This window comes from Streptomyces viridosporus T7A (genome assembly GCF_008704515.1).
In the GTDB taxonomy this organism is placed as follows: Bacteria; Actinomycetota; Actinomycetes; order Streptomycetales; family Streptomycetaceae; genus Streptomyces; species Streptomyces viridosporus.
The window spans coordinates 6933507-6958555 of sequence record NZ_CP023700.1 but is presented as its reverse complement, the minus strand read 5'-3'; the positions used below and the strand labels follow the sequence as shown (position 1 = coordinate 6958555).

Here is a 25049-nt window from a genome sequence, read left to right as displayed (position 1 = left end):
CTCCCCGGATGAGGATTCCGGGACCCGAAGAGATCCGTGCGCTGCACGAGAAGCACGCGCCCACCGCCGAGGCGTTCGCGCTCGTCCACACGCACTGCGAGATCGTCTGGAGCATCGCCGAGCAGCTCCTCTCCGCGCCGCACCTCGCCCACCTCGACGCCGATTTGGTCCGCGCCGGCTGCCTCCTCCACGACATCGGTGTCTACCGCCTCTACGGGCACGACGGACGGCTGGACCACGCGAACTACATCCGGCACGGACTGCTCGGCCAGGAGATCCTCGAGGAGGAGGGCCTTCCCGAGGTCCTGTGCCGGTTCTGCTCCCACCACACCGGCGTGGGGCTCACGCGGCACGACATCACGAGCCAGAACCTCCCGCTGCCTCCCGGCGACTACCTGGCGGTGACGGCGGAGGAGCGGCTGGTGATGTACGCGGACAAGTTCCACTCCAAGTCCCGGCCCTCGGCGTTCCTCTCCCCCGACGAGTACGCCGCCCACGTCCGCCGCTTCGGCGAGGACAAGGTGACCGCCTTCCGGGCCCTGCGCACCGAGTTCGGCGACCCCGACCTCGACCGGCCGGTGCCGTGCGGCGGCGTGTCCGTCCACCCGTGACCGTCGCTCGTCGCCGGGCCGGGACCGGGGGCGGAACACTCACCCCGGTCGGCGACGGCCGGCGCTGACCGGTGCTGACCGGAGTCAGGAGAGGTTTTCCGCTGTACCGCGGCCTCGGACGTGTCGGTCCTGCCCCGGAACCCACTGCGCGGATCGTGGTTCTCCGTGGCGGGCCGCGGTTCACGCGTAGGGGTCGGGGATCACCTCGGCCACCGACGCGACGACCCCGTCCACCCGCAGGATCGCGCGGTGAACGGCTCCGGACCGCGCGATCAGCACGTCGGGAAGGTGCGCCTCGTGAAAACGGAGGTATCCGATGATGCCCACGGTCGTCGTACGCGCGCCGAGCCACAGCACCATCCGGCGCAGATCGTCGAACTCGTCGGGGTGCGCCTCCTGCCGCACGGTCAGCGCCCATCCCGAACCGTCGGAGCGCAGTTCTCCGACCAGCACGCCCCCGATCCGCAGCGCCGGTCCCCGGTCGCCCCAGAGGGGGTACGCGTAACCGTCGTCCCCTCGCCCGCCTCCCTCTCCCAGGTGCCAGCGGAGCAGGGCGAGGTCCTGGGACGAAAGCGAGTCCGGCAGGTCGAGCGCGAGCTGGAGTTCATGGATGTCGGCCATGATCAGAAGGCTATGGGCCCCGGCCCCGGTGGATCTCCGGCGGAGGGCCGGTGCACGGGCGGTTCACAGCACCCACGAGCTTCCCTCGCCTCGAGCAACGCCGCCCACGCCGCCGGCCCCGCCCCCGGTACAGGCCCGCACTCCCGCACATGCTCCGCGTCACGCACGTGGACAGCGACAGCGTCGACGGCGCCTTCGACGCACTCTCCGCCTTCCTCACTGCTGTAGCTGCTCTTGGACCGGCCGGTACACGCGCCCGCGCCAAGGCTCCGCCCTCGCCCGCCTGTTCACGAGACTGCAACACCCGTTCCCACCACGCGGATCATCACGGGGTGCCCTCGACGAACCCCCGCCGGCGCGGCCCCCGCACCGCGCACGGGTTCGCCGCCCCATGTACGGACCCGTGTTCCGGGGCGGCGGCCGTACGGCATCACTGCCGGGTGCGGCGTCGGTGGAGGTCCACAGCCGCGTCGAGGACGCGGTCGATGCCGGCGGCGACGCCGGCGTCCGTGGTGTTCAGGTGCCGCACGATCGCCGCGCCCGCCCCGGACACGGCTGTGGGAGGTACCGGGATCGTCCGGAAGAGCCGCGGCACTCCGTACACGTGCCGGAGGACCTCCTCCACGACGAACTCGTTGACCGGTCGCCGTTCGCTTCGGTGCCCGGCGGCGACCTCGTCGCTGAACGCCGCGAGGTCATCGACGTCGCACCGGTCGCCCAGTCGCGGCGCGAGGAGCACGGCGACCACCGAGACGAGGAAATCGTTGAAGGCGACTCTGTCGACCGGTGAGAGGGCTTCGTCGAGCGCCTTGGCCCTGCGGTCCTTGAGGACGAGGCACTTGATCTGGTCACGGAATCGGGGTTCGACGCGCATTCCGGCGCCTCCTACTCGACGTAGGTGAAACTCATGAGGACGGCGAGCACGGCATCCTCGAACGACTCGTACCGGCCGACCTCGTCGGTACGGAAGAGCCCGTGATCGCGCACGACGGCGAAGGCGCTCCACAGTCCCAGGTGGTGGTCCACCCGGCCGGCGTGGAACGTTCCCCCGACGCTGTCGAGGACGACGTGGACGATCTCCTCGCCGGTTCTCGCTTCGGGCTGCGGCCGGAGCGAGAACCGGTGGCGTTCGAGGGATTGCCGGAGTGCCGTGCCGACTTCCGGGATCGCCATGTCGCACTCCCTTGTCCTGGTGGTGTCCTGGGGTGTCCTGTGGTTCGGTTCGGATCACTTCGCCCGGCGGCGGAGTCCGGCGGCGTGGGCGCGGAGGTTCCCCGGGCCGACGTCCTCGTGGTACCGGCGCGCCGCGCTCGCGAGGTCCGCCTTGCGTGGCAGCCGTGCGGTGAAGTCGGTGAGGAGGCGTTCTCGTTCCGTCTCGTCGAGGGCCGCCCACTCGCCGTAGGGGCCGCCGCAGGCGTCGGTGAGGACGTCGAGGCACTGGGCGAACGCCAGCGGCTCCATGCCGTCCCAGTCGGCCAGCCATCGTTGCCGCAGTACCTCGGCGGTGAGGTCGGCGACGGTGACGTCGGTCGGGGGCGCCGGGCGCGCCGGCTCCGGCTCCTCGTCGTTCTCGCCCCCGGGCTGTCGGGACGCGTCGACCCCGAGGCGGATGCGCTGCTCCAGTCCGGTCAGCCGTTCCCGTGCCGCGCCGTTGCCCCGGCGCACGGCGAGGGCGTACCAGTACAACGCCCGGTCCTGGTCCTTGTACTGCTCCTCGTAGAGCTGTCCGAGGTGAAGCGGGCCGACCGGGTCGCCGGCTTCGGAGGCTTTCGTGTACCACTGCGTCGCCTCCAGGAGCGCCGCACCGCCGACAGGGCCCGGCTCGATGCCCTGCATCCTCGCCTGGACCCGGCCTTCGGCGATCTGTCCGAGCCGGTTCATCGAGGGCGTGTGTCCGGCCTCGGCCGCCGCACGGTACATCGCGGTGATCACAGGCAGCCGTTCGACGCCCTCCTTGGTCTCGCGGCGGTACGCCTCGCGGTAGACGGCGTCCGGGTCGGCGCCGGGTTCGGGTGGGGCGTCGGGGGCGTTGTTGCGGGCGAACACCCAGCCGGCGGCGTGGTCCTCGATGCGGCGGCCCGGCTCGGGCCTGCCGTTCTCGACGAGTTGGTCGGCGACCACGCCGAAGATGTGATCGAACGTGAGGCCGGCCGGTGCGCCGCGGATCCCCGCACGCACGGTGTCCACGAAGGCCTTGGTGAAGTACGTCTGTGCGTCGGCGACGACCTCCTTCTCGTACCAGGAGGTCTCGAACGCGCTGCTGCTCATCAGCACGTACGCGCCGGACACCGGGGGCAGGCGGTCGGCGGAGAGGCGGCCGTACTCTTCCGTGGCGAGCCCCGCGTAGCAGCAGTCGAGCACAGCGATCTTGACCGCGGCTCGGCTGAAGCGGAACGCGTCCCGCACAGCCTCGAACGGCAGCCCCGTGGCGGCCGTGTAGTGCGCGTCGATCCTCGTGTCGCCCACGGTGAGGCACAGCCGCTCGCGGTGATCGTAGATCCCGTGGCCAACGTAGTAGAAGAACGCGACGTCCGTGGCCTCGACGAGCGCGTCGATGAGCTCGACCTGGGTCGTGCCGAGCGTGGGGCGGTTGTCGAACGGCACGATGGACTCTTCGGGCCACGGGCCGCACACCGGGTCCAGGAGCAGGTCCCGCATCCGGTCGAAGCTCCGTTCGACCGCGGGGGCCGGCTCGAAGTCCGTGTAGCCCCAGGTGCCCATGAGGACCGCACGCGACCGGGAGTAGTCCCGGTCTGCCGGGTCAGTCATCGCCGAGCAGGCGGTCGGCGATCTCGAAGGCCTTCTGGGGGTCGTCGAGGTTCTCACCGGTGAGGGTCACGGACCGGTCCCCCCGGGTGAGCGTCACCGTCACGGACGACCGCCGGGACCTGATGAACGCCGGCAGCGTCCGGATCGCGACAGTGAGCACCGCCGCGGAAGGCACGAGCAACTGCAGCACCTCGACGACGCCGAGCTCGCCCTCGTCCGGGCCGGAGCGCCTTCGGGTGACGGTCGCTTCCGGGACGGTGCCGAGACGGCGGAACAACGGACCGACGTCGGCCTGTTCGGAGACCGTCAGGACGACTTCGAACGGTGCCCCGGCAGCCTCCGTGGCGGTTTCGGGTTCCTGCGGAGAGATCGGTTCAGGCATCGGGGCCTCCAAGTCGATGGTCCGCCCAGTCCGTAGGGCCGCGTTGTACGCCGATGTTCGTTCCATGAGCGTCCCCGGCCGGTCGTCCGCCGTCTCCGGGGGCCCGTTCCAGGCACGGCGTCCACCGCCCCCCGGCGCTGCGCGGTGACCTCGATCAGGCCGGCGACCGGGCCCACGGGGATGGTCGAGAGGCCGAGCACGGCCGCCGTGCGGCCGGTCCGCCCCGCTCCTGGCGCTTCCCCTCCTCGTGCACCGCCGCGCCGCGGCGGGCCTGCTCCGCGGCCACGCCTTCGATCCACCGCCCGCACACGCTGCGGAGCAGAGCGTCCCCTCGGACCTTCTACCGCCGGGCCCGGTTGTAGTAGATCGCGACGTCCTCCGGAGCGTGCAGGCGCACGTCCTCGCCGTCAGCGCTCACCATGCAGACCCACCCGGACGGAGCGGAATCGGGTTTCGTGAGGGTGAAGGGGCCTTCCCCGTTCACCCCCCACACGGTGCCGCCGAGGCCCACGGTGTGACCGTCCTTCGTGCGATAGCTCGAGGTCATGCAGCAGTCGTACCACTGCATCTGTTGCCTCGCGGCCCTTTCACAGAACTCCAACACTCTTTGGAGTGGAGTGGCGACACCGATCTGAATTCGACATGCCGGTCGTCGATGAGCAGGCCGTGCCCCGGCTGCCGCCGCCCCGTCCACGAGAGCGCCGCCTCGACAAGTTCAGCTTCGACGAGTTCAGCCTCGAAGACCTCCGCGACCGGCTCACCGGCGTGGACCGGCACGAGGACGAGGACTGCGCCGCCCCACGTACAGCACCTTCCCGTACAGGCGTCGCTGCTGGTGGCACGCCCTTCTCCTCCACCCCGCGCGGCAGTAACCGACCGGTACGACCAAACCCGCCTTCACGGTGAGATAAGGCACATTCAACCCACCGGATACGAAGCCGCCAACCACTGCCTGAGCACCACGAAAGCCCAGGTCACAAGCAATGCCTGAGAGCTCCGCCGACCCCGGAGCGGTTCACGGAGGTCGTTTTGTCATGAGTTCTAACATCTAAGGAGGCCCCACGACAGGGCGCCCACTGCACGGCCTCCCCATCTCATCGGATCGAGGCCGCGGACGTCCGACCACGCCGACGCCCGCCCGAACTCGTCTCCGACAGGAGGAGGACCGCATGCACGAAGCCGCAGACACGTCCCACCCCGGGGGCCGGCCGCCGAAGGCCCCGATCGAACGCCGTCACCTCGGCGGCACCGAACGGCGGCACCACGGCCAGGAGGCCGAGAACCGTCCTCCCGTCTCCAGCCAGGAGCTCAGCAAGGCCCCCGCGGAACTCATCGAGGAGCCCGGCCCCAGGGTCAACCGGCGCGTCTTCGTCATCGCCTCGGCCGTCATCGTCGCCTTCTCCCTCTGGGCCATGCTCATGCCCGCGCACGCCGCCGGCACCATGCAGACCACGGTGGCCTGGATCGCGGAGAACCTCGGCTGGTTCTACGTCCTCACCGTCACCGTGGTGATCCTGTTCGTCCTCTGGGTCGCGCTGTCCAAGGAGGGCTCCGTCCGGCTCGGCCCCGACCACTCCCGGCCGCAGTACAAGCTCTTCACCTGGGTGGCCATGCTGTTCGCCGCCGGTGTGGGCATCGACATGCTCTTCTACTCCGTCACCGGGCCCATCACCCAGTACATGGCTCCGCCGACGGGCGACGGCCAAACGGCCGCGGCCGCCCAGGACGCCGTGGTCTGGACCATGTTCCACTACGGCGTGGCCGGCTGGGCCATGTACTCGCTGCTCGGCATGGCCATGGGCTACTTCGCCTACCGCTGGGGCATGCCGCTGTCCATCCGGGCCGCCCTGTACCCCCTGCTCGGCAAGCGTGTCCGCGGCGGGATCGGCGACACCATCGACATCGTCACCCTGGTCGGCACCGTCTTCGGCGTCGCCACCTCCATGGGCATCGGCGTCGTGCTGCTGAACGTCGGCTTCGCCTGGCTGTTCGGTCTCCAGGAGGGCCTGGCCCTGCAGATCGCGCTGGTGGTCGTGGCCGTGATCATGACCATCGCCGCCTGCACCTCGGGGGTGGACAAGGGAATCCGGCTGATCTCCGAGCTGAACATCTGGAGTGCGGCGGCCATGCTGCTCTACATCCTGGTGACCGGAGAGTCGGCGTTCCTGCTCAACGCGCTGGTGGAGAACATCGGCCGCTTCGTCTTCTCCCTGCCGGACCGGACCCTGCAGACCTTCGCCTACCAGGAGGGGGGCTCCGAGTGGATGTCCGGCTGGACCCTGTTCTTCTGGGCGTTCTGGCTGGCCTGGGGCCCGTTCGTGGGCCTGTTCCTCGCCCGCATCTCCCGCGGCCGGACGCTGCGCGAGTTCGTCATCGCCGCCGTCACCGCCCCGGTGCTCTGCGACTTCCTGATCGTGAGCATCTTCGGCAACAGCGCCATGCACCAGGTCCTGAACGGGAACACGGAGTTCGCCCAGCAGGCCATGGACAGCCCGGAGAAGGGCTGGTTCGCACTGCTGGAGATGTTCCCCGGCGCCGGCTTCCTGATAGGCCTCGGCACGCTGTCCGGATTGCTGTTCTACCTCACCAGCGCCAACTCCGGCGCCATGGTGATGTCCAACTTCTCCTCCTCGATCCCCAAGCCGTCGCAGGACGGGGCGAAGTGGCTGCGCATCTTCTGGGCTGTGCTCACCGCGGTGCTGACCATCGCGATGCTGGTGGCCGGCGGGGTCACCACCATGGAGTACGCGACGCTCATCTTCGCCCTGCCGGTGACGGTCATCGCCTGGCTGGTGATGGCCTCCTTCTCCAAGGTCCTGCGCATGGAGCGGGCCGAGCGAGAGGGCCGGGTCCTGCGCCGGCAGTCGTCGGCGGCGCACGGCGGCCACGCGCCCGAGCGCACCTGGCGCCAGCGGCTGGAGCGGATGCGTTCCTACCCCTCGAAGAAGCAGGTGGCCCAGTTCATGGAGCGCACCGTGCAGCCGGCGCTGGCCGACGTGGTCCGCGAATTCGGGAAGCAGGGCTACCAGGCCACACTGGACCTGGTCCCGAACGAGCACACCGGCATCCCCAGCCACGCGCTGGTGGTCGCGATCCCCGAGCACCGCGACTTCCACTACCAGGTGCAGGCCGTCGAGGCCCCGGTGCCGATGTTCGGCGGACGCATGTCCCGCCAGACGGACGTCTACTACCGGGTCGAGGTGTTCACCCAGACCGGCTCCGAGGGCTACGACCTCATGGGCCTGTCCCCCCAGCAGGTGATCGACGACGTCCTGGACCGCTACGAGGCGCACCTGGGCTTCCTCGCCTACTCCACCGAGCACGCCTACGCCTCGGTGCTCACGCCGTCCATCGCGACCGCCACGGGCGCCGTCTCGGCGATGGAGCCCGCGGAGCCGCAGGACGACGCCGGTACGGACACAGCGGGCATCGGACCGAAGGCGTAGGCGCCGTTCCACCGGCCGCCGACGCCCGCGCCACCCGCTTCGCGGTCCCACGAGCGAGCCGGCCGCCAGTTCTCGTGGCGCCCCCGCCCTCCCGGAGCCGGCCGGGCACGGCAAGGCCCCCGCGCCGGCCCTCGGTGCGGGGCCCGCCTTTCGTCCGCCCGACACCGAGTCCGGCCGCGGCCTCCTCCTCGTCGCCGTCCCGGCCGACGACCGGGACGTCACCGACCGCCGCCGCCACGGCCCCGGCAAGACGGTGCGGGCGTCCATGACCATCGACCGGGGCATGCCGAACATGTCGGCGATCCGCTGGACGGTCTTCTTCCGTTCTTCCTTCGTAGAGGCATGGGGCGAGCACGGCCTGGTGCGCGGTGCTTCCCGGCCGGGACACCTCCGCCCCGCTCGCCTCGTCGACGCGGACGTGATCTCGGCCGACGCCGGCCCGCAGCAGTTGCCGACTTCACTCCGGCGTCTTGATCAGCACGGAGTTCGACACGACGGGAGGCGGGTGCGGCAGCTGCACATAACCCGTCTCGGGATCCCTCGTCGCCCTCACCGACCGGTAGGTGTCGCTGTTCATCAGCAGTACGGAAACGGTGCGCTCGGACCCCGGTGCCGTCGTGCGGAGAACAGCGTCGTAGGTGTAGCTGCCCGGCCCCTGGTTCAGGGCGCTTCGCAGCGTGTAATGCACACGCGGATTGTCAGCCGTACCGGTGACCTTCCGCACCACCCAGGCCAGGTGGTCACCGGATGCGAGGACACAGGACACCGTGGCGACCACGCGCGCCGCCGTACGGCTCGGCTTCCCGTCCAGTTCGAGAACGACATCGTCGCTCGACGTGCCGCAGGTGGATGAAGAAGCAGCCGAAGGTCCCGGCACACCGGACGGCGAACCGGAAGCAGTCGGCTGCGGTGACTCCGAGCCGCCGAACTGCTCCAGAAGCCCCTTCCAGATCCCCAGGAACTGCCCCACCACACCAGCGACGAGCGCCAGAAAGGTGAACGTGGCGGTGGCGATCCTCCCCCAACGGGCGACAGCCCCGTCGGCACCTCTTGCCGGCGGCCGGGGCCGACGGAGACGGGGGCGGTTTCCTCCTGTGGCCGGTATCCTCCGCCGCCGTGACATACTGCCAGTTTTCCCTGATCCGCTCCGAATGCAACCCCGTCGCTCTTCTCCCAGTGCGGGCGGATGCCTGCGTCCGGCACCCATGCTTACCGCCGCACATGACCAGGCTCGGTACGTGCGGTCGGGGCGGCCCCTCGTCCATTGGCTCGAGACCTGCTCGGCATCTCAGGTCGTGGCCTCGGATCCAGTCGGTTCCGTAGACCTCATGCCAGCACTCTCGCTCTTCTCGCCCGCCTCAATGGGGGCGTGGCGCCGCCGTTGAAGCTCATCGCGTTCAGCGTCCGGGATCGTCATCGACTCGGCAAGCACGGCGGCGAGCGCGTCCACCTGAGTGTTGTCGATGTCAACGTGGAAGAGCCACCGGATGTTCTCGTCGCGTGTGATGAGGTCGACCGCCAAGCGCGCGCTCCTGTCCTGTGTGGTCGCTGCTCGGACGTATCGCACTTGGTCGGTCGGGATGTCTTGACGGATCTCGCCCTGCTCAAGGAATGCGTTCGTCTTGGCCGTGAGGATGCGGCGATTCGTGACAGCGACCAGCGTCTTTACCGCGGCCTTGTCCCTCGCTGCCGCCAACTTCTCCTTCGCTCCGCCGAGGATCGCAGAAACGGGACCGAGGGCATCGAGCTGGTCGGGGAAGCCGAGGACGCGTAGGGACTCGCCGTCGCCGAGGAACCATCGCAGGATGCGAAGGTACGGCTCGAGATCCAGCGATTCGGGTGCGCAGACGACGTTCGGCGCCCCGAGCGAAGGGGTCGGCGGATGGAGAGCATCGGCAAGAGGCTCGATCGCCTCCAACAGACGGGCGGAGGTTTCGCGGGCCGCCTTCACGTCCTTCCGCTTCCCCGGCAGCGGCCATGCGTCGGGGCCGGCGAGCTCGGCGATGATCCGCAGCTCCCGCGTCAGCGCGTCGACGAGGCTCGTCGTCTCGGCGAGAGCGGAGTCGAACTCCGCGCGGGTGTCGCGCGCGATGACCTCGGCGTACTGCGCCTCGGCAGCGTCTTCGCGTCCAGCGGCTCTCGCCCTCGCGGCGCGGAGCGCGTGATACCCGGTCCATGCCTTGAGGGAGGACAGGAGGGCGTGGGCGTCGAAGACGATCGCCTCGGCGTTCGTCTGCAGATACTCACGGTGGCTGCGTGCGTCGGGCTGACCGATCTGCCCGACGTGGTCGCGGACGTTCCCTCGGTAGAGTTCAAGCTGCTTCTGCAGCAGCGCTCCACTGCCCGCGATGTCCTCCCACAGGGACGTCGGAACCGATTCGATCTCTCGCGCCTGGTCGACCGCGCGATCGATGGCGGCGACGAGCCCCGTCAGTTCGGCCCACTGATCCTTGCGGATGGCGGTGAGGACCTGGTTTGTCACCGCGAGGTTGGTCCTGACGAGGCCCGAGACCTCACTCAGCATCACCTGAAGGGCGACCATGGCCAGCGCCGGCCCGATCGAGGCCGCAGTCTGCGCCTTGCTCACCGCATTCGCGGAGTAGAGGCGGACCTGACGCAGGATGCGGCCGGGAGCCATCACCGCTCCGAGGTTCCCGCCGTCCTTGACGGCGAGCGTCGCGCCGCTGTTCAGCAGGGCCTGTGACGTGGCGTCGATCCTGTAGAGCCCCTGCATGCTGGCGAACGCGTTTCTGAGATTACCGACCACGGTCGCCGCGTTGCCGATCGAGGCGAGGATCGCTGAGATCTGCTTGCGGTCGGCAGCCGGCACGATCCCGAAGTCGATCAGATCGGGCTTCAACTCCGGCGGGACCTCACCGGCGACGATAGCCACCCCGGGGAGCACCTCCACCAGGACCGTCGTCGTCGAGTCGTTGTCCGAGCTCGACGACGGATCGTCCACAGCAGGTGGGTCGGCGGTGTCGCTCCGGCCGTTCTCCTCAGGCTCGGCGATCTCCGTCGAATCCGAAGGGTGCTGCATTGGATCTCCTCCCCCACGAGGGCGCACAACGGCCGGACGTCGTCGGCGTTCACCGCCGAAGTCTATGGCTCGATGCCCTGCGGTCCAGTGGCAATCCACGTCCCGCTCCGTCGCTCCACGAACACGCAGGATTCACCCGCACCACGATGGGTGTTTGATGCCGACTAAATGAATAAGTCCACCCTTCGCCTTGGTTGCGACCAGGACGAACATCGGGCTCATTCATCCGGTCTCCGCAGCGTCGACCTGGCGGAAAGCAGCCGACAGCGGTCGGTGATCACTTGGGTAAGCTGCCCGACCGCAGGGGAGCCCAGGCTACGGGGAGGCACGACGCATGGCATGGGATGAGTGGGAACAGTTCAAGCAGGACGCCATTCAGCGGCACGGTACGCAGACGCAACTCAACCAGCTTCCGCCGGACGACGGACCGGGGCCGTCCACCAGGGGACTCCTCTCCAGCAAGAAGGCATGGAACAAGGCCGGAGAGGACGTCGGCGGGCTGGGAGACGACATCGACAAGGTCCTGAAGAAGTTGCAGGACGGGCAGAAGGGGTTGGACGGCGAGACCGGATGCCTGTCGGCCGGGGCACGGAAGGAGGTCTACGACTCCTGGGCCTCCTAACTCAAGGGCGTCGATGACCGCTGTGGCAGGGTGAAGAAGGTTTTCGAGCAGATCGGGCACGATCTGCTGACGACGAACGAGGCCGTACGGTCGGCGCTCGACGCCATCGACACCCGGTTCGCGGACACGCCCGCCGTCGGCGGCCAGAACTCGGGGCGGTGACGGGACGTCATGGACCTCGTCACCCTGAAAAAGCTGAAGCCCTCAGAATTCGAAGAGGCTGCCGATGGCTATCGTGCCGCCGGTGACATGGCCGACACGGCCAAGGACCACATCGACCGTGTCGTTGTCGCGGGCATGCGCAAGTCCCTCAAGGGCGAGGCCCTGGAAGCGGCCATCGGAGAGCTGAGAAAGCTTTCGGCCAATTTCCATTACACACAGATCGAATGCGGCCTGGTCAGCACAGCGCTCAACGAATTCGCACACGACCTGGACGCCGCCCGGAAAGAACTCCTGTCCGCGCTCGACACCGCGGAGGCATCGAAGTTCACCGTCAACGCGGACGGCAGCGTCACCTATCCGGAGGGACAGCCGCGGGACGGATCCGAGGCGCCGGCCAAGGGCGGCAGAGTCGGCAGCCTCACCGATCCCACGGCTCAGGCCATGGCCCGCCAGGCCGCGAACGCCGATCCCAACCCCCACCACGCCGTGGCCCTGGCCATCGCGGACCGCATCGCCCACGCCCTCAAGGAGGCGACGGAGGCGGACGCGAAGTGGGCGCCGAAGATCCGCGCATTGAAGGCCGACGACGACCTGACCGTGTCCCTCGAGGACCTGAAGGACGCCCAGTCGGACATGGGCGGGGTCCGCGAGGCGGGCAAGGACTACCTGACGTCCATCGGCGGACCACCGAAGGACGCCACTCCTCAGCAGAACGCGGACTGGTGGGAGGGGCTCGCCCCCGAAGAGCGCGAGGCGTACCTCGCCACCCGTCCCGAGCTCGGGGGAAGGCTGGACGGCCTGCCCTCCGAGATCAGGGACCAGGCGAACCGCGTGGTGTTCGAAGAGAAGCGCTCCGAATACCAGCTCAGGCTCAACTCGATCCCGAAGCCGCCCGCCAACGAGTGGACGTGGATCACGGCAGGCTCGTATCCGGCCAAGGTCCACACGGACGAATGGATGGCATGGGACAGGAAGTACGGTGACGATTACCGCCGCCTCACAGCCTCCCTCAAAGGCATGGACGCCATCCAGAAGCGCTTCGACGAAACGGGCAAGGAGGGGCTTCCCGAGGCCTATCTGCTCGGCTTCAGCCCGGAGGGAAACGGCAGGGCCATCGTCGCGACCGGCAACCCCGACACGGCCCAGCACCAGGCGGTGTACGTACCGGGCACTACCTCGAATCTGGAGAAGGTCGGGGGCGACATCAACCGGATGACCGAACTGTGGCGTCAGACCAACCAGACGTCACCAGACGCCTCCGTCTCGACCATTACCTGGCTCGGCTACGACGCGCCCCAGTCGATCGTCAAGGACGCCCCCTTCGAGCACTACGCCTACGACGGCGCACCCGCGTACCGGCAGTTCATGGACGGCCTCGACGCTTCCCACTCCGGCCTCGGGGAACCGCACCGTACCGCCATCGGGCACTCGTACGGCACCACCCTCATCGGAGCCGCCGCCGAGACCGGCACCCTCAACGCCGACGACGTGATCTTCGCCGGAAGCCCCGGCGTCAAGGTCGGCCATGCCGACGAGATGGACGTTCCGAAGGGGCACATCTGGAACCAGGAGGCCGAGGACGACCCCGTGCCCGACATCGGCCGATGGGGCCATGGCGGCAGCAGCTGGAGACTCGGCGGTGGCGTCTTCCTCATCCCCAGTGACGAGGAGGCCTTCGGCGCGAACCAGATGAACACGGGTCCGGAGGGCACCGGTCCCACGGGAACGACGGGAGCCACGGGCCACAGCGAGTACTGGAACCGGGGCACGACGGCGTTGAAGAACCAGGCGCTGGTAGTGGTCGGCAAGTACGACTACGTGACCACTCCCGAGTAAGACCGCATGACGGTGTCGAGCGCCGTTCCGCCACCGCCCCACTCGACGAAGATCTTGGATTTTCATGTTCTATGGACCACACCCCGTGCCGACCCCGTACCACCGGAGCGGCTCCCCTCTGATCCTGCCCCTGGCCCTCGTCCTGACCGGACTTCTCCTCAGCGGATGTGGCATGACCGAAAACGACGGCAACGACTCCCCCGGCAGCACCGCCGGCAATTCTCAGGAGGCCCGTGCGGGTCTTCCCGACGCCGGTACGGCGACGACCGAAGAGGCGGTCGCCGCCGTGAAGGAAGTGTCCAGCGAGCTCTACCGATTCGCCGGCGTTCCCGGCAAGGCGTCCGAACCCGGTCCCGGCGTCAAGGAGTGCGAAGGCAAGGACCCGGAGACGTACTTCACCGTCTACCACCCCTGGAACTTCGCGCCGACGAAGCCCGGCGACATCGACGTGGCGATGGAGAACCTGAAGGAGAGGCTGAACACAGGCGGCTGGGTGACCAAGCAGCTGTACCACGACAACAGTCCCAACAAGGCGCTCAACCTGATCGCCGACAACGATGCGAAGAAGGTCAGCGTCTGGATCGTCCAGTACTCCGAGGACGCGACACCGAGTCTGGGGATCAACGTCACGTCCGGCTGCTACCGGGTACCCGAGGGAGAGACGATCGACCACTTCTGACACCGCGGGACGACGGACCTTCGAAGGCAGGCCGCCCGGCGGCGCATATCTCGTTCAGCGGGGTGGACGACCCGCCGCCGGGCCCGGCCACCGGCCCCACCCGGACGGAAAGGATTTACCGAACCGGTGACACGCCGGAGGCCGTGAACCGCGGGCGCAGTGCCCACCGCCCCACGAATGGTGGACGGCGGGCACTGCGTCAGGATGTTGAACGCCCCGAGTCGGCCGGAGTGATCACCCCCTTGTGGACAGGCACCTCCGAAGCAGCGGTTCCAGGCGCAACCGTCCGCCTTCCTCCCTGTCGAACACCTGCAGGGCGTCGAGGCAGGTGAAGACCCACCGTGCTTCCTCCTCGTCCCCACCGGTCTCGTAGGCGATGGCCGTCACGACGTCCTCCGTGTCGGCCGGGCCACCCTGGAACTGCTTGTCCACGGCCTGGTAGCCCGCGGCGAGCGCGGCGTCCGAGCGCACGCCCGTCGCCTCGACGAAGGCACGGGCCTCCGAGAGGTCCGTGAGCATGCCGGCCAGCTTGCCCAGGACCCGGTCGGTGTCGCCGACCTCGGTGTGGAGCCGGTGCGCCCGGTCGACCAGCCAGGGCCAGCCGCCGGTCACGGCATAAAGCCGCTCCAGGCGTTCCTCCGTGTTGAACACCTCGCCCAGACGCTGTGCCCAGTTTCGCAGGCTGTGTCGGTCATGACGGCGGAGCACCACAGGAGCCGCCGGAACCTGCTGCTCACCGGTAAGAAGAGCACGCCACAGCTGCAACTGACCCGTGTCGGTCACCAGCACGACTGCCCGTGTGACCCCCGGGACGGTGGGCAGCAGGGTGTCCGCGAGCTCAACAGCGTCACGGCAGGTCTCCGGCTTCACCGGGTAGCGCGCGAAGTCACTGATGATCACCCGCCGTTCACGAGGCTGCCCACCCACCAGTTCCTGCTTGAAGACACCAGTCCGGCCGATGGGCGGTAGGGTCCAGCCGTCGATGCGCTTGGTGACGGTCCGCAGCGTGTCCCCCACGTCCATTACCCCCGTGGCCGGTGTGCCGAGGACTACCCTCGTCTGATTGGCTCGCTCTCCCAGCAGGTCGTCGAGCTGGGTGATCGTCAGAGGAGCAGAGCGTCCATCGGGAAGCTCCGGCCGTCCTTCCAGCACGATGCTCTCTTCCAGTTTGCAGTCTTGTTCGGCCCGTAGCAGACGCGCTTCCACCTCATGGGAGGTGCCGATCATTCGCAGTGCGTTGGGCCCGCGCAGGTGCCAGCCCTGGCCGTCGTGGTTGGGTGCCAGGATGCCCAGGCCCACCATCTCGGAGAGGTAGGCCCGAAAGCCCTCGGTGTCGAGTTGTTCGAAGCCCTTCCGCCACCAGGTCTCGCACTCCTCACGCAGCTCGGCGTCGCTCAGACGCACTTCCAGCCCGCGATGCCGCGCGTGGTACGCCAGGACGTTGGCGATCACGTCGTACCGGTGGTCCAGGCTGAGCGTTTCCTTGAAGGCCGCCGAGATCCCCGTTCTGAGAGCGGTGTCCGACTCCACCGTCTCGATGTCGGCCACTTCCACGGTGAAAGGCGGTCCCCCCGTCCCACGCCGCGCCCGCTTGCGGTGCATCACCTCCACCAGGCGGTGTCCGAACATCTGCAGCAGGAAGGGCTGGTACGAACAGAATCCGAGCACCCGGTTCACGAGGTCCACGTCCTCGAACTCGAATCCGAGCGCCCGCATCGGCTCCACCAGAAGGTCGGCGGCGAACTGCGGCGCCAGAGGACCGATCACCTTCGGTGTCTGTGCGAGGTGCCCGAACGGCCCGTTGCTCGCGAGCTTGGAGAAGCGCTGCACGGAGTGCAGACCGGCGAAGACGACCTTGGCCCGGTCCTTGGTGTCGGATCCGAGTCCCTTCAGTTTCTTGGTCTGGTCGAAACGGGGGGCGTCCGCCTCGAAGAACTGGTCGCACTCGTCGAGCAGGATCAGCAGCCGTCTCCGGGAGTCACCCTCGAGCCAGGACCGGATCCCCGCCCTCACCCGCTCGGACCGGTCTCCCCTCGGCGCCTTGCGGCTGCCCTGCTGCCGGCCCAGCACCTGGATCTCGGTCAGCTCCCGGTCCAGGACACTCCACAGCTCCTTCGGCCCGAGGGAGCTGCCCTTGCCGATGTTCTCCTGGTCCAGGTTGAGGTACACGTACTGGTGGAACCCGGGGCGCTGTTCCATGAAGCGCTCCCCGGCATCACTCAGCAGAGCGGACTTACCGAGACCTCGGCCGCCGAAGATGACCTGTGTGCCGCGCGGGTCGAGGACGCTCTGGCGCTCGGCGTCCCGCCCGTAGAACATCTCCCTGCCGATGCGTCCACGCTTCTCCCGGATGTACGGGTTGACGCCGGAAAACGGCAGGAGGGTCTGTGTGGCAGTGCTGACCTGCCGGTTGCCGCGGGCGGCGAGGTAGGCCAGAGCTGCGTCGTCGACGACCAGCAACGACTGCAGGCGGTCGGATCCCGCGGCGAGTTCCGCGCGGGCCGCCGGTCCCAGGGTTCCGAAGTAGAAGACCAGAAGGCTGGCCCCGCTCGGGTCCCGCCCCGCCAGACTCATGACCACCTTGGCGGGCGGACGGCCCCAGACCCGCCGTCCGCAGCTGGGACCAGGCCGAAGCGGCGATGCGCTCCTGGGAGACGGCGCACCGCGACCAGCTCACCGAAGCCGAGGTCGAGGGCACGCGCTTCTTCGGCTTCGCCGGCCAGGGGCTTCTCGGCAGGCTGATCGACTTCGTCTTCATCTCCGCCGACCTGCGGACGTACGAGGAGACCGACGACAACAAGGTGTCCGTGGTGGGCCGGATCCTCGAGCACGCGGTGGACCGCTCGGAGGCGGAAGCACAGTTCACGGCCATCGACGAGGACGCCCAAGCGGCCCGCGACAAGGTGCACGAGGAGATCTACGGGCCCGTGCTCGCCAGATTGTCCGGCGCCCTGTCCGAAGAGGTCGGCCGGTTCACCACCGGGCGGGACGTCATCGTCACTCCGACCGCCCAGGTCCCGAAGCGGACCCGGACCGCGTTCGCCGTCAGCATCCGCGACGGAGCGGCCCTCACCCCGGTCCGGCGTCAAGGGCACGGGTTCCAGCGCGCGTTGATCATCGCCGCGCTCAGGTACCTCTCGGAGTGCCGCCGGCCCGAGAGCGGCACGCGCTCCCTGTGCCTCGCGATCGAGGAGCCCGAACTGTTCCAGCACCCGGCACAGACCAGGGTCTTCGCGCAGGTACTGCGCAGTCTGGTCGAGTCGGCCGAGGACCAGACCCAGGTGATGTACGCGACGCACAGCCCGGTGTTCATCGACCCGAGCGACTACCAGCAGGTCCGCCGGCTGTACCGCACCACAGGCGGCGATCACCCCGAAGTACGTCTGCGGGCGCTCACCGAGGAGCAGTTGCGGAAGTCACTCGACGGGCACGTGGACGAGAAGTCGATCGCACGCCGAGGGGCCACCCGCTACGTCAAGGACCTCGCGGAGGCGCTGTTCGCCGACGTCACCGTCCTGGTCGAGGGTGTCACGGACGAAGGTGTCCTCCTCGCCTTCGCCGAGCGTCAGGGATTCAGCCTCGGGGCCGAAGGCATCTGTGTGATGAACGCCGAGGGCAAGGACAACATGATCCTCTGCCACGCCATCCTCACGGGGTTGGGTGTGCGCTGCCACCTCGTGTTCGACGCGGACACCGGGCCGAAGAACGCGCAGAACGAGAACAAGGTGCGGCAGGCGGCGGGTACCAACATGCGGATCCTCGGCTACCTGGGCGCACCCGCCGTTCCACGGCCCACGACCGTGTCCGAAGCGGAGTACACCGTCTTCGAGGACGACCTCGAAACCCACCTCAGGGACTACTGGCCCGCATGGAACGTCCGCCGCCAGGAGTTGATCAAGCAGGGGACCGGCTACGTCGACGGCAAGCACGTACCGACCTACGCCGAGGCCGCACGCACTGCCGGTGGCGAACCGGCACACCTTCACGCGCTGCTGGAGAACGTGCGGGCCATGGCAGGGCATCCAATGTCCCGAACGTAGCAACTCCTCCTCGCTGTCCCGGAGCCGGGCGCCGGGGCTCGAGCTTCGACAGGGGCGTGGGCGGAGTCGGCTCGGCCGGCTGACGCGGCGCAGGGCATGCAGGCCGACCATCCGGATCCGCGGTCCACCCGAAGACCGTCAACCACGGAACCAGCGCGTTTCCGGCCCTGGCCCTCCAACTGCTAACTTCCGCCCACCATGCATCGATTCGGGCTGATCCTTATGCCCTCTCCCCGGTAGTCCCACCCCGCCCGTACCGCTTGGAAACGCCACTTGCACCTGGCGCTTCGGGCCCTACCGACGCACTCCGGCACCCGGCCTCGCAGCCCGCTCCCACCCCGCACGACGGTCCCGACTGGCCCGACTCAGTCCCTTACCGGCCAGACCGGCCAATCCCTTCCAGGAGGACAAGAGCACCCATGAACCCGTACAACACCACCCCGCCGCCGTCTTCCCCCTGGTGGAGGACCACCCCGGCCCTGCTCGGCCTCCTGGCCCTGGTCGCCCTGCTCGGCTCGTTGAGCTTCGCGCTCGGTTTCCTCGTGATGATCGCCGCCATGGTGGCGGTGTGGGTGCTGCCGTCATGGCGCCGGCTCGCCAGGCTCGGCGCCACGTTCGGGGCCTTGGTGCTGCTGACGGTCGGTGCGGGCCTGGGCGGACAGCTCGACGACGCCGGGACGGACGAGCCCGACGCCAAGGCGCAGAACAAGGACGGCCCGAGCGCCGGGACCACGTCGTCACCTGCACCTGCCTCGTCCCGGGTTCTCAAGGCCGCCGACTACACGGGCAGGCCCCTGGACGAGGCGGAGAAGGCCGCACGCTCCGCGGGGTTCACCCCTGGCCGCCATGATGCGGCCGAGGAAGACCGCGCGATCGTCGTGCGGTCCGGCTGGAGGGTGTGCTTCCAGCAGGTCGACGCGCTGGCGAAGACCATCGACTTCGCGGCCGTCAAGACCGGGGAGCCCTGTCCCGAGGAGGACGGCGGCCCGCTGCCGTGGCCGATGATGCCGGACGTCGTGGGCGACACCTACACCTCGGCCGTCGAGGAGCTGGAGGAAGCCGGCATCGACCTCGACCGTGTCACGCTCGACGACGTGTACCTCGACATCGACACCCCCACGGCCGAGGAGGCCGCCGAGGACGGCGACGAGTGGCGGGTGTGCTTCCAACGGCCCGACGAGGACGCCCGGGTGACCTTCACGACCACGGTCCGCCTCGACCTCGGCCGGTGGACCGACGCCGACCTCGTCCAGGGCTGCCCGGGGGCGAAGGACACCACCTACAAGATCCCGGCCAACGACCCCGACCACGACGAGGACCGCGACAGCGGCGCCGGGGGCAGTGGTTCGACGGGGGGCGGCTCCTCGTCGTCCAGCGGATCCACCGGCGGCAGCGGGGGCGGCAGCGCCGGCACCGTGCACCCCGGCGCGTTCTGCTCCCCGTCCGGAGCAACCGGCGTCACCAAGGCGGGAACTCCCATGGTCTGCCGCCCCGGCTCCGACGGCCGCAACCGCTGGCGCTCCTGAACCCTCGCGCCCGGGGTGCCCGGTTGGTCCGTGGGCTGACCGGGCACTGCCGGAACCGTCCCTGGACGGGGTCGCGCGAAGGGAGCCGCGCATCGAACGGATGTGATGAACACGTGGCACGAGTCGACCTGGCTTGGGAGACTGGACGTACAACGAGCAGGTCCGAGGGCGAAGCGGGACCTCATTACCGCGTCCAGGAGACGAAGGCGTCGGCAAGGCCCGCGTAGAACCGCTTGTCGGGTATGGGCCTTGAGGGCTCGCCGGTGCCACGGAACGCGACGTCGGTGAAAGTGGCGGAGGTGGCGTTGGGGTTCTTGCAGAGCACGACCCCGCCGCGGCCCAATCCCACGGACATCCAGAAGCCCTCCGGTGATGCAGTGTCATCACCGTCCATGGCGCCTCTGCAACCGGCGTCGGCAGGCGGTACACCGAGGACCATCGGGTCAGTTTGAGGCACGACGCACCTCGTGCGACAGGAGGGACCGATCATGAGCGCTCAAGAATCGCAGTTCCAAGGTGCGGAGATACTTGAAAGCACACGTACCCATGTCCGCTGGACTCTGCAGCGGCTTTCCGCACCCGTTTCCTTCTCCTGCAGTCAGTGCCAACGGACGATCACGGACATCGTGATCGCCATCAAGACTACGAGTTCGGGCAGAAAACTCGCCCACTGCACGGACTGCCACCGGCAGAAACTCGCCAACGCTACCAGTGCCCACGAACCCCGGACCACAGCTGAGCCCACTGCCCCGACGCCTGACAGCGTCGGAGGTGCGGAGACGCCGGGACCCGACCAGGTGGTGGTGATCCAACAGCAGGACCCGGGCCAACCCCACGACGTGGTCGAGACGGATTCCGAACTCCAGTGGACGTTCGTGATTCGCCGGCGTCACCTGGACCACGGACAGTGTCCGTTCCCCGCAGAGGCCGCACGTCGGATCCGGACGGCGAAAGTGGTACATCTTCACGACGGTCGTGCTTTTCCCACCGTGTTGCTGGCCTCTCTCCGTAAGAGGATCACGAAAGAGCACCTCCGGGGAGTCCACTGGTCCCGGACGGAGGTCATGCCAGGCACACGGGTCACGGCCAAGCTGGACCGGAGCCGACTGCGTCTGTCCCTCACCCCGTTGGAACGTCCTGTCCTCATCGCGCAGAAGAGGTTCCTCTACGAGTACGACCCCCGGATCATCGCCCGGGAACTCCCGACGAGCCTGACGTACAGTCGAGTCGACACCGCCTCCTCACTCGACGTATTGGTGCAGGAGACGATCCGCAAGCTCGGCTATCTCGACGAGGCGGGCCGCGCGCTCCTGCCGATGGAGAATCTGGTTCGCAACGTTCGAAGCCGCGGCACGTCAGAACAGTGCTCGAGCGAAGCCGTCCGGGCCTCGGTGAACGGGCTCGTCAGCCGTAAGCGCCTCACGTGGCAGACGGGAAGCTGCGCGGCCGACGGGGTTCTCCACTTCCCGGCCCGTCCGGGTGAGAGGACGGTACGCCTCGTCTGCTACACGCCCTTCGTGCTGCCCCAGCCGAAGAAGCAGCGAGTCGTACAGCTGCCGAGCACTTCCTCCCAGCACGGCGTGGCCGGGCACCTAATGAAAATCGAGCACTTGGGCAAGCAGGCCAGCGATACGGCTCGAGCCGCGTACACCGAGGCTCATCGGAGTGCCGGTCTCGCCGGCCCCCACAAACTGCCGAAGGGACACACTTACGTCAGACCTCACAAGCGGGGAGGTCAATAGCCGGGGCGGAGCAGACGGGCTTTCCGCTACCGAATGCTTTGCAGGAGTTGTCCCGTGGCAGTGACGGTCCAGAATTTCCATCCGTTCCGATTCGGATTGACGTGCGGCTTGAGGGCCCGCACCAGGGCCAGTGCCGCTCCGCTGGGGGACTCGTACTCGCCGCGGCCAGGACCGGAGGGAATCGTCACGGTGCGGGACGAGGGGTCGTAGTAGGCATCGACGCGTCGGCCTTCGTAGACCGCGTGGATCTCCACACCCCGCTCCGTGCGAAGTGCCTGGACTTCCGCCCCGACAAGCACGGGCGCGGCCGGATCCTCCGCGATCAACTCCTCGTCGGCGGGCGTCTCATCGGTGTCCCGGTGGGCGGCCTGCCCGTCATGACGAGGAAGACCCAACAGCTCGTTGAGGACGTTGGCCAGCAAGCTCCTGCGTGCGGCCAGGAAGTCGGGGAAGCGGTCCAGGGACCGCAGCTCCGGATCACCGGGGATCCATTGTTCGGCCAAGCGCTCCGGCGCGATCTCCGCCATGTACTCGACGGGCAGCCTGGAGGAGATCATCTTGTTCGTCTGACCCGTGACGAAGGCGAGGTTGGCGAGGCTGTTCCACTCCTCCTTCGCGTACGTCCCCTGGACCCGGGCGCGCGGGAACACGTGGTGGAACTCGATCTTGGCTCCGCTGTTCATCGGCTGGTCGCTGATGGCGATGTTGGTCGCCCAGTCCCGCGCCGTGCCCCGCAGTGCGGCGATGTACAGCAGTTTGAAGAAGGCATGCGTGGAGTATTTCTGCTCCATGTCCCTCGGGTGGAGGGCGCTGTCCCGGGATCGGGTTCCGGAGGCCCGGCGGATGAGCTCGGCGAACAGGTCCTCTCCCGCACGGGACTTGATCAGCCTGGCCTCCGCATCGAGCTTGGTTTCGACCTGCAGCGAGTAGTGGCTGAACGCCATCGCCGTGTACACCCAGCGGCGCAGCAGCTGGGCCTCCCCCGGACGCAGCTTGCCGTCCCGGTGGTGCAGCAGCAGGGCGGGCACGATCGTGACGTTCGGCGAGGAGAGAACCTCGGACCGGGGGATCGAGCACTCGCCCTTCAGGAAGTCGACGGCGAAGCGCAAAGCTCTCTCGGTGGCCTGCCACGCCTCCTTCAGCGCGACTTCGTCCACGTCCGCCCCGATGAGCTTGATGTGGTGGGCGCCGGTCCCCGCGAGGAGACTCGTGAGGCGCAGGACGGCTTCCCTGTTCAGAGCGAAGTCGCTGTCCTGCAGTTCCTGGTGGAAGGAGTCCATGGTGTCCAGGCCGTCGGCCCAGCGGGCCGCGATGGCGCTGTACACGAGATCGCCCTTGGACAGCCGTCGGCCGCCCTTGTTCAGCCGGGCGAAGAGTTCGGCGACCTCCTCGTAGTCGTCGGACTCGTAGGTGATCACGGCGATCTGGTGCTGCCGGATGTTGTTCACCTTCTGCAACCGCTGCACCCACACGTCGAAGTCCGGATCGTCCATCGACACTTCGGCCTTGCGCAGAACCTGGTAGAACTGCACGTTCTCCTGCAGCAGGGTCGACACCGGGATCAGCAACGGATCCTTGCGCTGCACGGCGCTCGGGTTGACGAACTCCTCGGTGCGCACGTCGAAGCGCAGATCGATGAGTCGACCGTCAGCCTTCGACTCCGGTTGGTATACCCAGGCGAGGGAGGTCAACCGCTGCTGTCCGTCCAGCAGGTAGAGAGGTTGGTGTGCCGACTTGTCGGCCTGGACGACGGCAGCCGTCTTGAAGGGGACCGTCAGGTTGGTCTTCCACAGCAGTAGGGCGCCGACCGGGTAGCCCCGATAGAGGGAATCGAAAAGATCACGTACGTCGGGCCTCATCCAGACGAAGTCGCGTTGGATGGAGGGAATGACGACCCTGCCCTGCAGCAGGTTCTCGACCTGAGAAATGATCTTTTCGTTTGCCAGCCCCATGCTGCCCCCAGCCTGCGAGTGATCTACGGCACACACGATATCCGCCGCCGGACGCGGTCGGTACGACCTCGGTTTCCTGAGCCGTCCCGAGGACCGTGGGCTCTGGCCGACGTTCCGCCATGGCGCTTGCGCCTCCGGTACGGACCTCCACCGACGCGATCGACCACGCACGGTCCACCGTCCACGAGCAAGAGGTCCCGGTTCCGGGTCCGCGCCAGTTCCTCGGACGTCCGTGAGACGATCCATACCGGCTCGTGTTCCTCACCGGTGCACAGTCATGCGCATCGGATCCAGGACCATCGGAAATCCGCCTGAAAGGTACGCTCCGGCTCCTCTTCGAGGATCCGAACGGCAGCCTCCCACTTCCACGTGCACAGCATTCTCTCTTAGGCGTGGAGGGAGTTCATCGCCGACCGCCGGAGGACGAAGCACGACAAAGGGCCCGAATGAGCCTCACGAGAACCACCAGCCCCTCCCCACGCGTCGTGATCCACGGTGCCATCAGTCACCCCTGACGCCACGACGAGGGAGGGCCTGTGGAGCAGCCCAGGACGGCGCTCGCCGAGCGCATAGCCGAGCAGAGGGCGGGGACCGGGGATCCCCGGGCGCTGGTCGGTGAGATGCGGCGGTCGGTTCTTCTGGTGCCGTCCGTCGACGGCCGTCTGTGGAGCGCGCACTCGGGCGGGGTGCGGTGGGTGTGCGCCTTCACGGACGAGACGGCGCTGGCCCGTTTCGCCCTCCACCACGGGCCGGGCGACCGGCCGATGGACTACGCCGCGCTGCTGGGGGCCCGCATCGTGGACGAGATCGTGCCGGGTCTGGGCGAGCCCGCCGGTCTGGCGGTGGACATCGCCAGCGAGGACGGGTCGATGTTCTTCCCGCCGGTCACCGGGATCGTCCCCGACGGGGTCGCCGTCGACACCGACGCGGCGGCGGAGGAGGAGGGGCGCGGCCGTGGGCGGTGACGGGACGGACCTGAACTTCGACAAGGCGTCGGTCGCGAAGTTCACCAAGGGGGTGGGCGCCACCATCGACGGGCTGGGCGACCTGGGCGGCGCCACCGGATCGGTGATGGGCAAGGGGTTCACCCAGCTGTCGATGACCGGGATGGAGGTGGGGCACCACGGACTGTCGGTCGACTTCGAGGACTTCTGCGAGCGCTGGGAGTGGGGCGTGCGCGCCCTGGTGAACGACGCCAGCCAGATCGCGAACCGTCTCGGACTGGCGGCGGGCACCCTGTGGGAGCACGACCAGTACGTCGCGGGATCGCTGAAGGTGGGGGTCAACGCCCTGATGGGCGGCAACCCGCACGCCTCCGAGGAGGAGATCGCCCAGCAGGACTGGGGCGAGGTGTTCACGCCGGACTCCCTGGACCCGGACTGGAGCGCCGAGTCGTTCGACCGGGCCGGCCAGGAGATCGAGCAGAACTGGAAGGACACCGGCCGGGCACTGCTCACGGAGGGGCAGGGCGGCCGGCAGTCGGAGATGCTCAACGAGAGGTTGGGCATCGACGAGACCGAGTGGAACCGGGCGCTGGACGAGACGTTCGGCCCGTCGCCCGAGGAACGCGCCCGGCAGGCGCAGCAGCAGGGCGATCAGGGCGTCGACGGGGGTAACTGAA

General features: G+C 68.4%; 22 protein-coding genes and 1 pseudogene. 11 read left to right on the top strand and 12 right to left on the bottom strand.

Annotated features, from left to right (window positions below; genetic code table 11):
- Positions 1-8 precede the first annotated feature (8 nt).
- Positions 9-611, top strand: a complete 603-nt coding sequence (locus CP969_RS31790) for an HD domain-containing protein (RefSeq protein WP_016823747.1) — start codon at positions 9-11, stop codon at positions 609-611.
- Between the two features lie 180 nt (positions 612-791).
- On the opposite strand, the gene CP969_RS31785 is transcribed toward CP969_RS31790, so the two are convergent.
- From CP969_RS31785 to CP969_RS31755, 7 genes and pseudogenes are all read right to left on the bottom strand, one after another.
- Entirely contained in the window at positions 792-1232 is a 441-nt protein-coding gene (locus CP969_RS31785; RefSeq protein WP_016823748.1) for a hypothetical protein, read from the bottom strand.
- A gap of 2 nt (positions 1233-1234) precedes the next feature.
- A pseudogene (locus tag CP969_RS31780) lies at positions 1235-1456 on the bottom strand (DUF397 domain-containing protein); the annotation flags it as partial.
- Between the two features lie 206 nt (positions 1457-1662).
- A complete protein-coding gene (locus CP969_RS31775) occupies positions 1663-2106 on the bottom strand; it encodes a hypothetical protein (protein WP_016823749.1) in 444 nt (147 codons plus the stop codon).
- Between the two features lie 11 nt (positions 2107-2117).
- Positions 2118-2405 carry a hypothetical protein gene (locus tag CP969_RS31770; RefSeq protein WP_016823750.1) on the bottom strand — a complete coding sequence of 96 codons (288 nt, stop codon included), beginning with the start codon at positions 2403-2405 and terminating at the stop codon, positions 2118-2120.
- A 54-nt stretch (positions 2406-2459) separates the two neighbouring features.
- A complete protein-coding gene (locus CP969_RS31765; RefSeq protein WP_039830633.1) occupies positions 2460-4001 on the bottom strand; it encodes a caspase, EACC1-associated type in 1542 nt (513 codons plus the stop codon).
- Positions 3994-4383, bottom strand: coding sequence for an effector-associated constant component EACC1 (locus CP969_RS31760; protein WP_051044348.1), 390 nt, complete (start codon positions 4381-4383; stop codon positions 3994-3996). Before CP969_RS31760 ends, CP969_RS31765 begins: the two co-directional genes overlap by 8 nt.
- A 340-nt stretch (positions 4384-4723) precedes the next feature.
- Positions 4724-4930 (bottom strand): hypothetical protein, encoded by a 207-nt coding sequence (locus CP969_RS31755; protein ID WP_026084708.1) that lies wholly within the window; start codon positions 4928-4930, stop codon positions 4724-4726.
- 622 nt (positions 4931-5552) lie between these two features.
- Between CP969_RS31755 and betT the strand changes: the two genes are divergently transcribed.
- Positions 5553-7829 (top strand): choline BCCT transporter BetT, encoded by a 2277-nt coding sequence (gene betT / locus CP969_RS31750; protein ID WP_016823753.1) that lies wholly within the window; start codon positions 5553-5555, stop codon positions 7827-7829.
- Positions 7830-8286: 457 nt separating this feature from the next.
- Here the strand turns inward: betT and CP969_RS31745 are convergent, their stop codons facing one another.
- Together CP969_RS31745 and CP969_RS31740 are read right to left on the bottom strand one after the other, a co-directional pair.
- Complete coding sequence (locus CP969_RS31745; RefSeq protein ID WP_144055230.1) at positions 8287-8799, bottom strand: hypothetical protein; 513 nt, start codon at positions 8797-8799, stop codon at positions 8287-8289.
- 318 nt (positions 8800-9117) lie between these two features.
- Complete coding sequence (locus CP969_RS31740) at positions 9118-10869, bottom strand: hypothetical protein (protein WP_016823755.1); 1752 nt, start codon at positions 10867-10869, stop codon at positions 9118-9120.
- Positions 10870-11203: 334 nt separating this feature from the next.
- Between CP969_RS31740 and CP969_RS31735 the strand changes: the two genes are divergently transcribed.
- The 4 genes from CP969_RS31735 to CP969_RS31725 all read left to right on the top strand — a co-directional run bounded on the left by CP969_RS31735 (position 11204) and on the right by CP969_RS31725 (position 14168).
- Positions 11204-11491, top strand: coding sequence for a hypothetical protein (locus CP969_RS31735; RefSeq protein ID WP_016823756.1), 288 nt, complete (start codon positions 11204-11206; stop codon positions 11489-11491).
- Between the two features lie 30 nt (positions 11492-11521).
- Positions 11522-11653 (top strand): hypothetical protein, encoded by a 132-nt coding sequence (locus tag CP969_RS34345; protein WP_016823757.1) that lies wholly within the window; start codon positions 11522-11524, stop codon positions 11651-11653.
- 9 nt (positions 11654-11662) lie between these two features.
- Positions 11663-13489, top strand: a complete 1827-nt coding sequence (locus CP969_RS31730) for an alpha/beta hydrolase (RefSeq protein WP_026084709.1) — start codon at positions 11663-11665, stop codon at positions 13487-13489.
- Positions 13490-13661: 172 nt separating this feature from the next.
- Positions 13662-14168, top strand: a complete 507-nt coding sequence (locus tag CP969_RS31725; RefSeq protein ID WP_223887134.1) for a hypothetical protein — start codon at positions 13662-13664, stop codon at positions 14166-14168.
- 234 nt (positions 14169-14402) lie between these two features.
- Here CP969_RS31725 and CP969_RS31720 read toward each other — a convergent pair whose 3' ends face one another.
- Positions 14403-16742, bottom strand: coding sequence for an nSTAND1 domain-containing NTPase (locus tag CP969_RS31720; protein WP_016823760.1), 2340 nt, complete (start codon positions 16740-16742; stop codon positions 14403-14405).
- Positions 16743-16807: 65 nt separating this feature from the next.
- On the opposite strand from CP969_RS31720, the gene CP969_RS31715 reads away from it, so the two are divergent.
- On the top strand, positions 16808-18208 hold the full coding sequence (locus CP969_RS31715; RefSeq protein WP_016823761.1) for an ATP-dependent nuclease: 1401 nt from the start codon (positions 16808-16810) through the stop codon (positions 18206-18208).
- 419 nt (positions 18209-18627) lie between these two features.
- Positions 18628-19734: a PASTA domain-containing protein gene (locus CP969_RS31710; protein WP_016823762.1), complete on the top strand. Its 1107-nt coding sequence runs from the start codon at positions 18628-18630 to the stop codon at positions 19732-19734.
- 184 nt (positions 19735-19918) lie between these two features.
- On the opposite strand, the gene CP969_RS33345 is transcribed toward CP969_RS31710, so the two are convergent.
- Positions 19919-20089: a hypothetical protein gene (locus CP969_RS33345; protein WP_016823763.1), complete on the bottom strand. Its 171-nt coding sequence runs from the start codon at positions 20087-20089 to the stop codon at positions 19919-19921.
- 271 nt (positions 20090-20360) lie between these two features.
- On the opposite strand from CP969_RS33345, the gene CP969_RS31705 reads away from it, so the two are divergent.
- A complete protein-coding gene (locus CP969_RS31705) occupies positions 20361-21476 on the top strand; it encodes a hypothetical protein (RefSeq protein WP_144055231.1) in 1116 nt (371 codons plus the stop codon).
- Between the two features lie 26 nt (positions 21477-21502).
- Here the strand turns inward: CP969_RS31705 and CP969_RS31700 are convergent, their stop codons facing one another.
- Positions 21503-23428: a GmrSD restriction endonuclease domain-containing protein gene (locus CP969_RS31700; RefSeq protein ID WP_016823765.1), complete on the bottom strand. Its 1926-nt coding sequence runs from the start codon at positions 23426-23428 to the stop codon at positions 21503-21505.
- A 536-nt stretch (positions 23429-23964) separates the two neighbouring features.
- Here CP969_RS31700 and CP969_RS31695 point away from each other — a divergent pair.
- The gene (locus CP969_RS31695; RefSeq protein WP_016823766.1) at positions 23965-24393 is read left to right on the top strand and encodes a hypothetical protein; all 429 of its coding nucleotides are present in this window, start codon (positions 23965-23967) and stop codon (positions 24391-24393) included.
- Positions 24383-25048, top strand: coding sequence for a hypothetical protein (locus CP969_RS31690; protein WP_016823767.1), 666 nt, complete (start codon positions 24383-24385; stop codon positions 25046-25048). The genes CP969_RS31695 and CP969_RS31690 overlap by 11 nt, the downstream gene beginning before the upstream one ends.
- Position 25049: the final 1 nt, after the last annotated feature.

Excerpts from the sequence above, each read along its gene's own strand:
- CP969_RS31790 (WP_016823747.1), top strand. The coding sequence starts at position 9 with ATGAGGATTCCGGGACCCGAAGAGATCCGTGCGCTGCACGAGAAGCAC.
- CP969_RS31785 (WP_016823748.1), bottom strand. The coding sequence starts at position 1,232 with ATGGCCGACATCCATGAACTCCAGCTCGCGCTCGACCTGCCGGACTCG.
- CP969_RS31775 (WP_016823749.1), bottom strand. The coding sequence starts at position 2,106 with ATGCGCGTCGAACCCCGATTCCGTGACCAGATCAAGTGCCTCGTCCTC.
- CP969_RS31770 (WP_016823750.1), bottom strand. The coding sequence starts at position 2,405 with ATGGCGATCCCGGAAGTCGGCACGGCACTCCGGCAATCCCTCGAACGC.
- CP969_RS31765 (WP_039830633.1), bottom strand. The coding sequence starts at position 4,001 with ATGACTGACCCGGCAGACCGGGACTACTCCCGGTCGCGTGCGGTCCTC.
- CP969_RS31760 (WP_051044348.1), bottom strand. The coding sequence starts at position 4,383 with ATGCCTGAACCGATCTCTCCGCAGGAACCCGAAACCGCCACGGAGGCT.
- CP969_RS31755 (WP_026084708.1), bottom strand. The coding sequence starts at position 4,930 with ATGACCTCGAGCTATCGCACGAAGGACGGTCACACCGTGGGCCTCGGC.
- betT (WP_016823753.1), top strand. The coding sequence starts at position 5,553 with ATGCACGAAGCCGCAGACACGTCCCACCCCGGGGGCCGGCCGCCGAAG.
- CP969_RS31740 (WP_016823755.1), bottom strand. The coding sequence starts at position 10,869 with ATGCAGCACCCTTCGGATTCGACGGAGATCGCCGAGCCTGAGGAGAAC.
- CP969_RS31735 (WP_016823756.1), top strand. The coding sequence starts at position 11,204 with ATGGCATGGGATGAGTGGGAACAGTTCAAGCAGGACGCCATTCAGCGG.
- CP969_RS31730 (WP_026084709.1), top strand. The coding sequence starts at position 11,663 with ATGGACCTCGTCACCCTGAAAAAGCTGAAGCCCTCAGAATTCGAAGAG.
- CP969_RS31725 (WP_223887134.1), top strand. The coding sequence starts at position 13,662 with ATGACCGAAAACGACGGCAACGACTCCCCCGGCAGCACCGCCGGCAAT.
- CP969_RS31720 (WP_016823760.1), bottom strand. The coding sequence starts at position 16,742 with ATGAGTCTGGCGGGGCGGGACCCGAGCGGGGCCAGCCTTCTGGTCTTC.
- CP969_RS31715 (WP_016823761.1), top strand. The coding sequence starts at position 16,808 with ATGCGCTCCTGGGAGACGGCGCACCGCGACCAGCTCACCGAAGCCGAG.
- CP969_RS31710 (WP_016823762.1), top strand. The coding sequence starts at position 18,628 with ATGAACCCGTACAACACCACCCCGCCGCCGTCTTCCCCCTGGTGGAGG.
- CP969_RS33345 (WP_016823763.1), bottom strand. The coding sequence starts at position 20,089 with ATGTCCGTGGGATTGGGCCGCGGCGGGGTCGTGCTCTGCAAGAACCCC.
- CP969_RS31700 (WP_016823765.1), bottom strand. The coding sequence starts at position 23,428 with ATGGGGCTGGCAAACGAAAAGATCATTTCTCAGGTCGAGAACCTGCTG.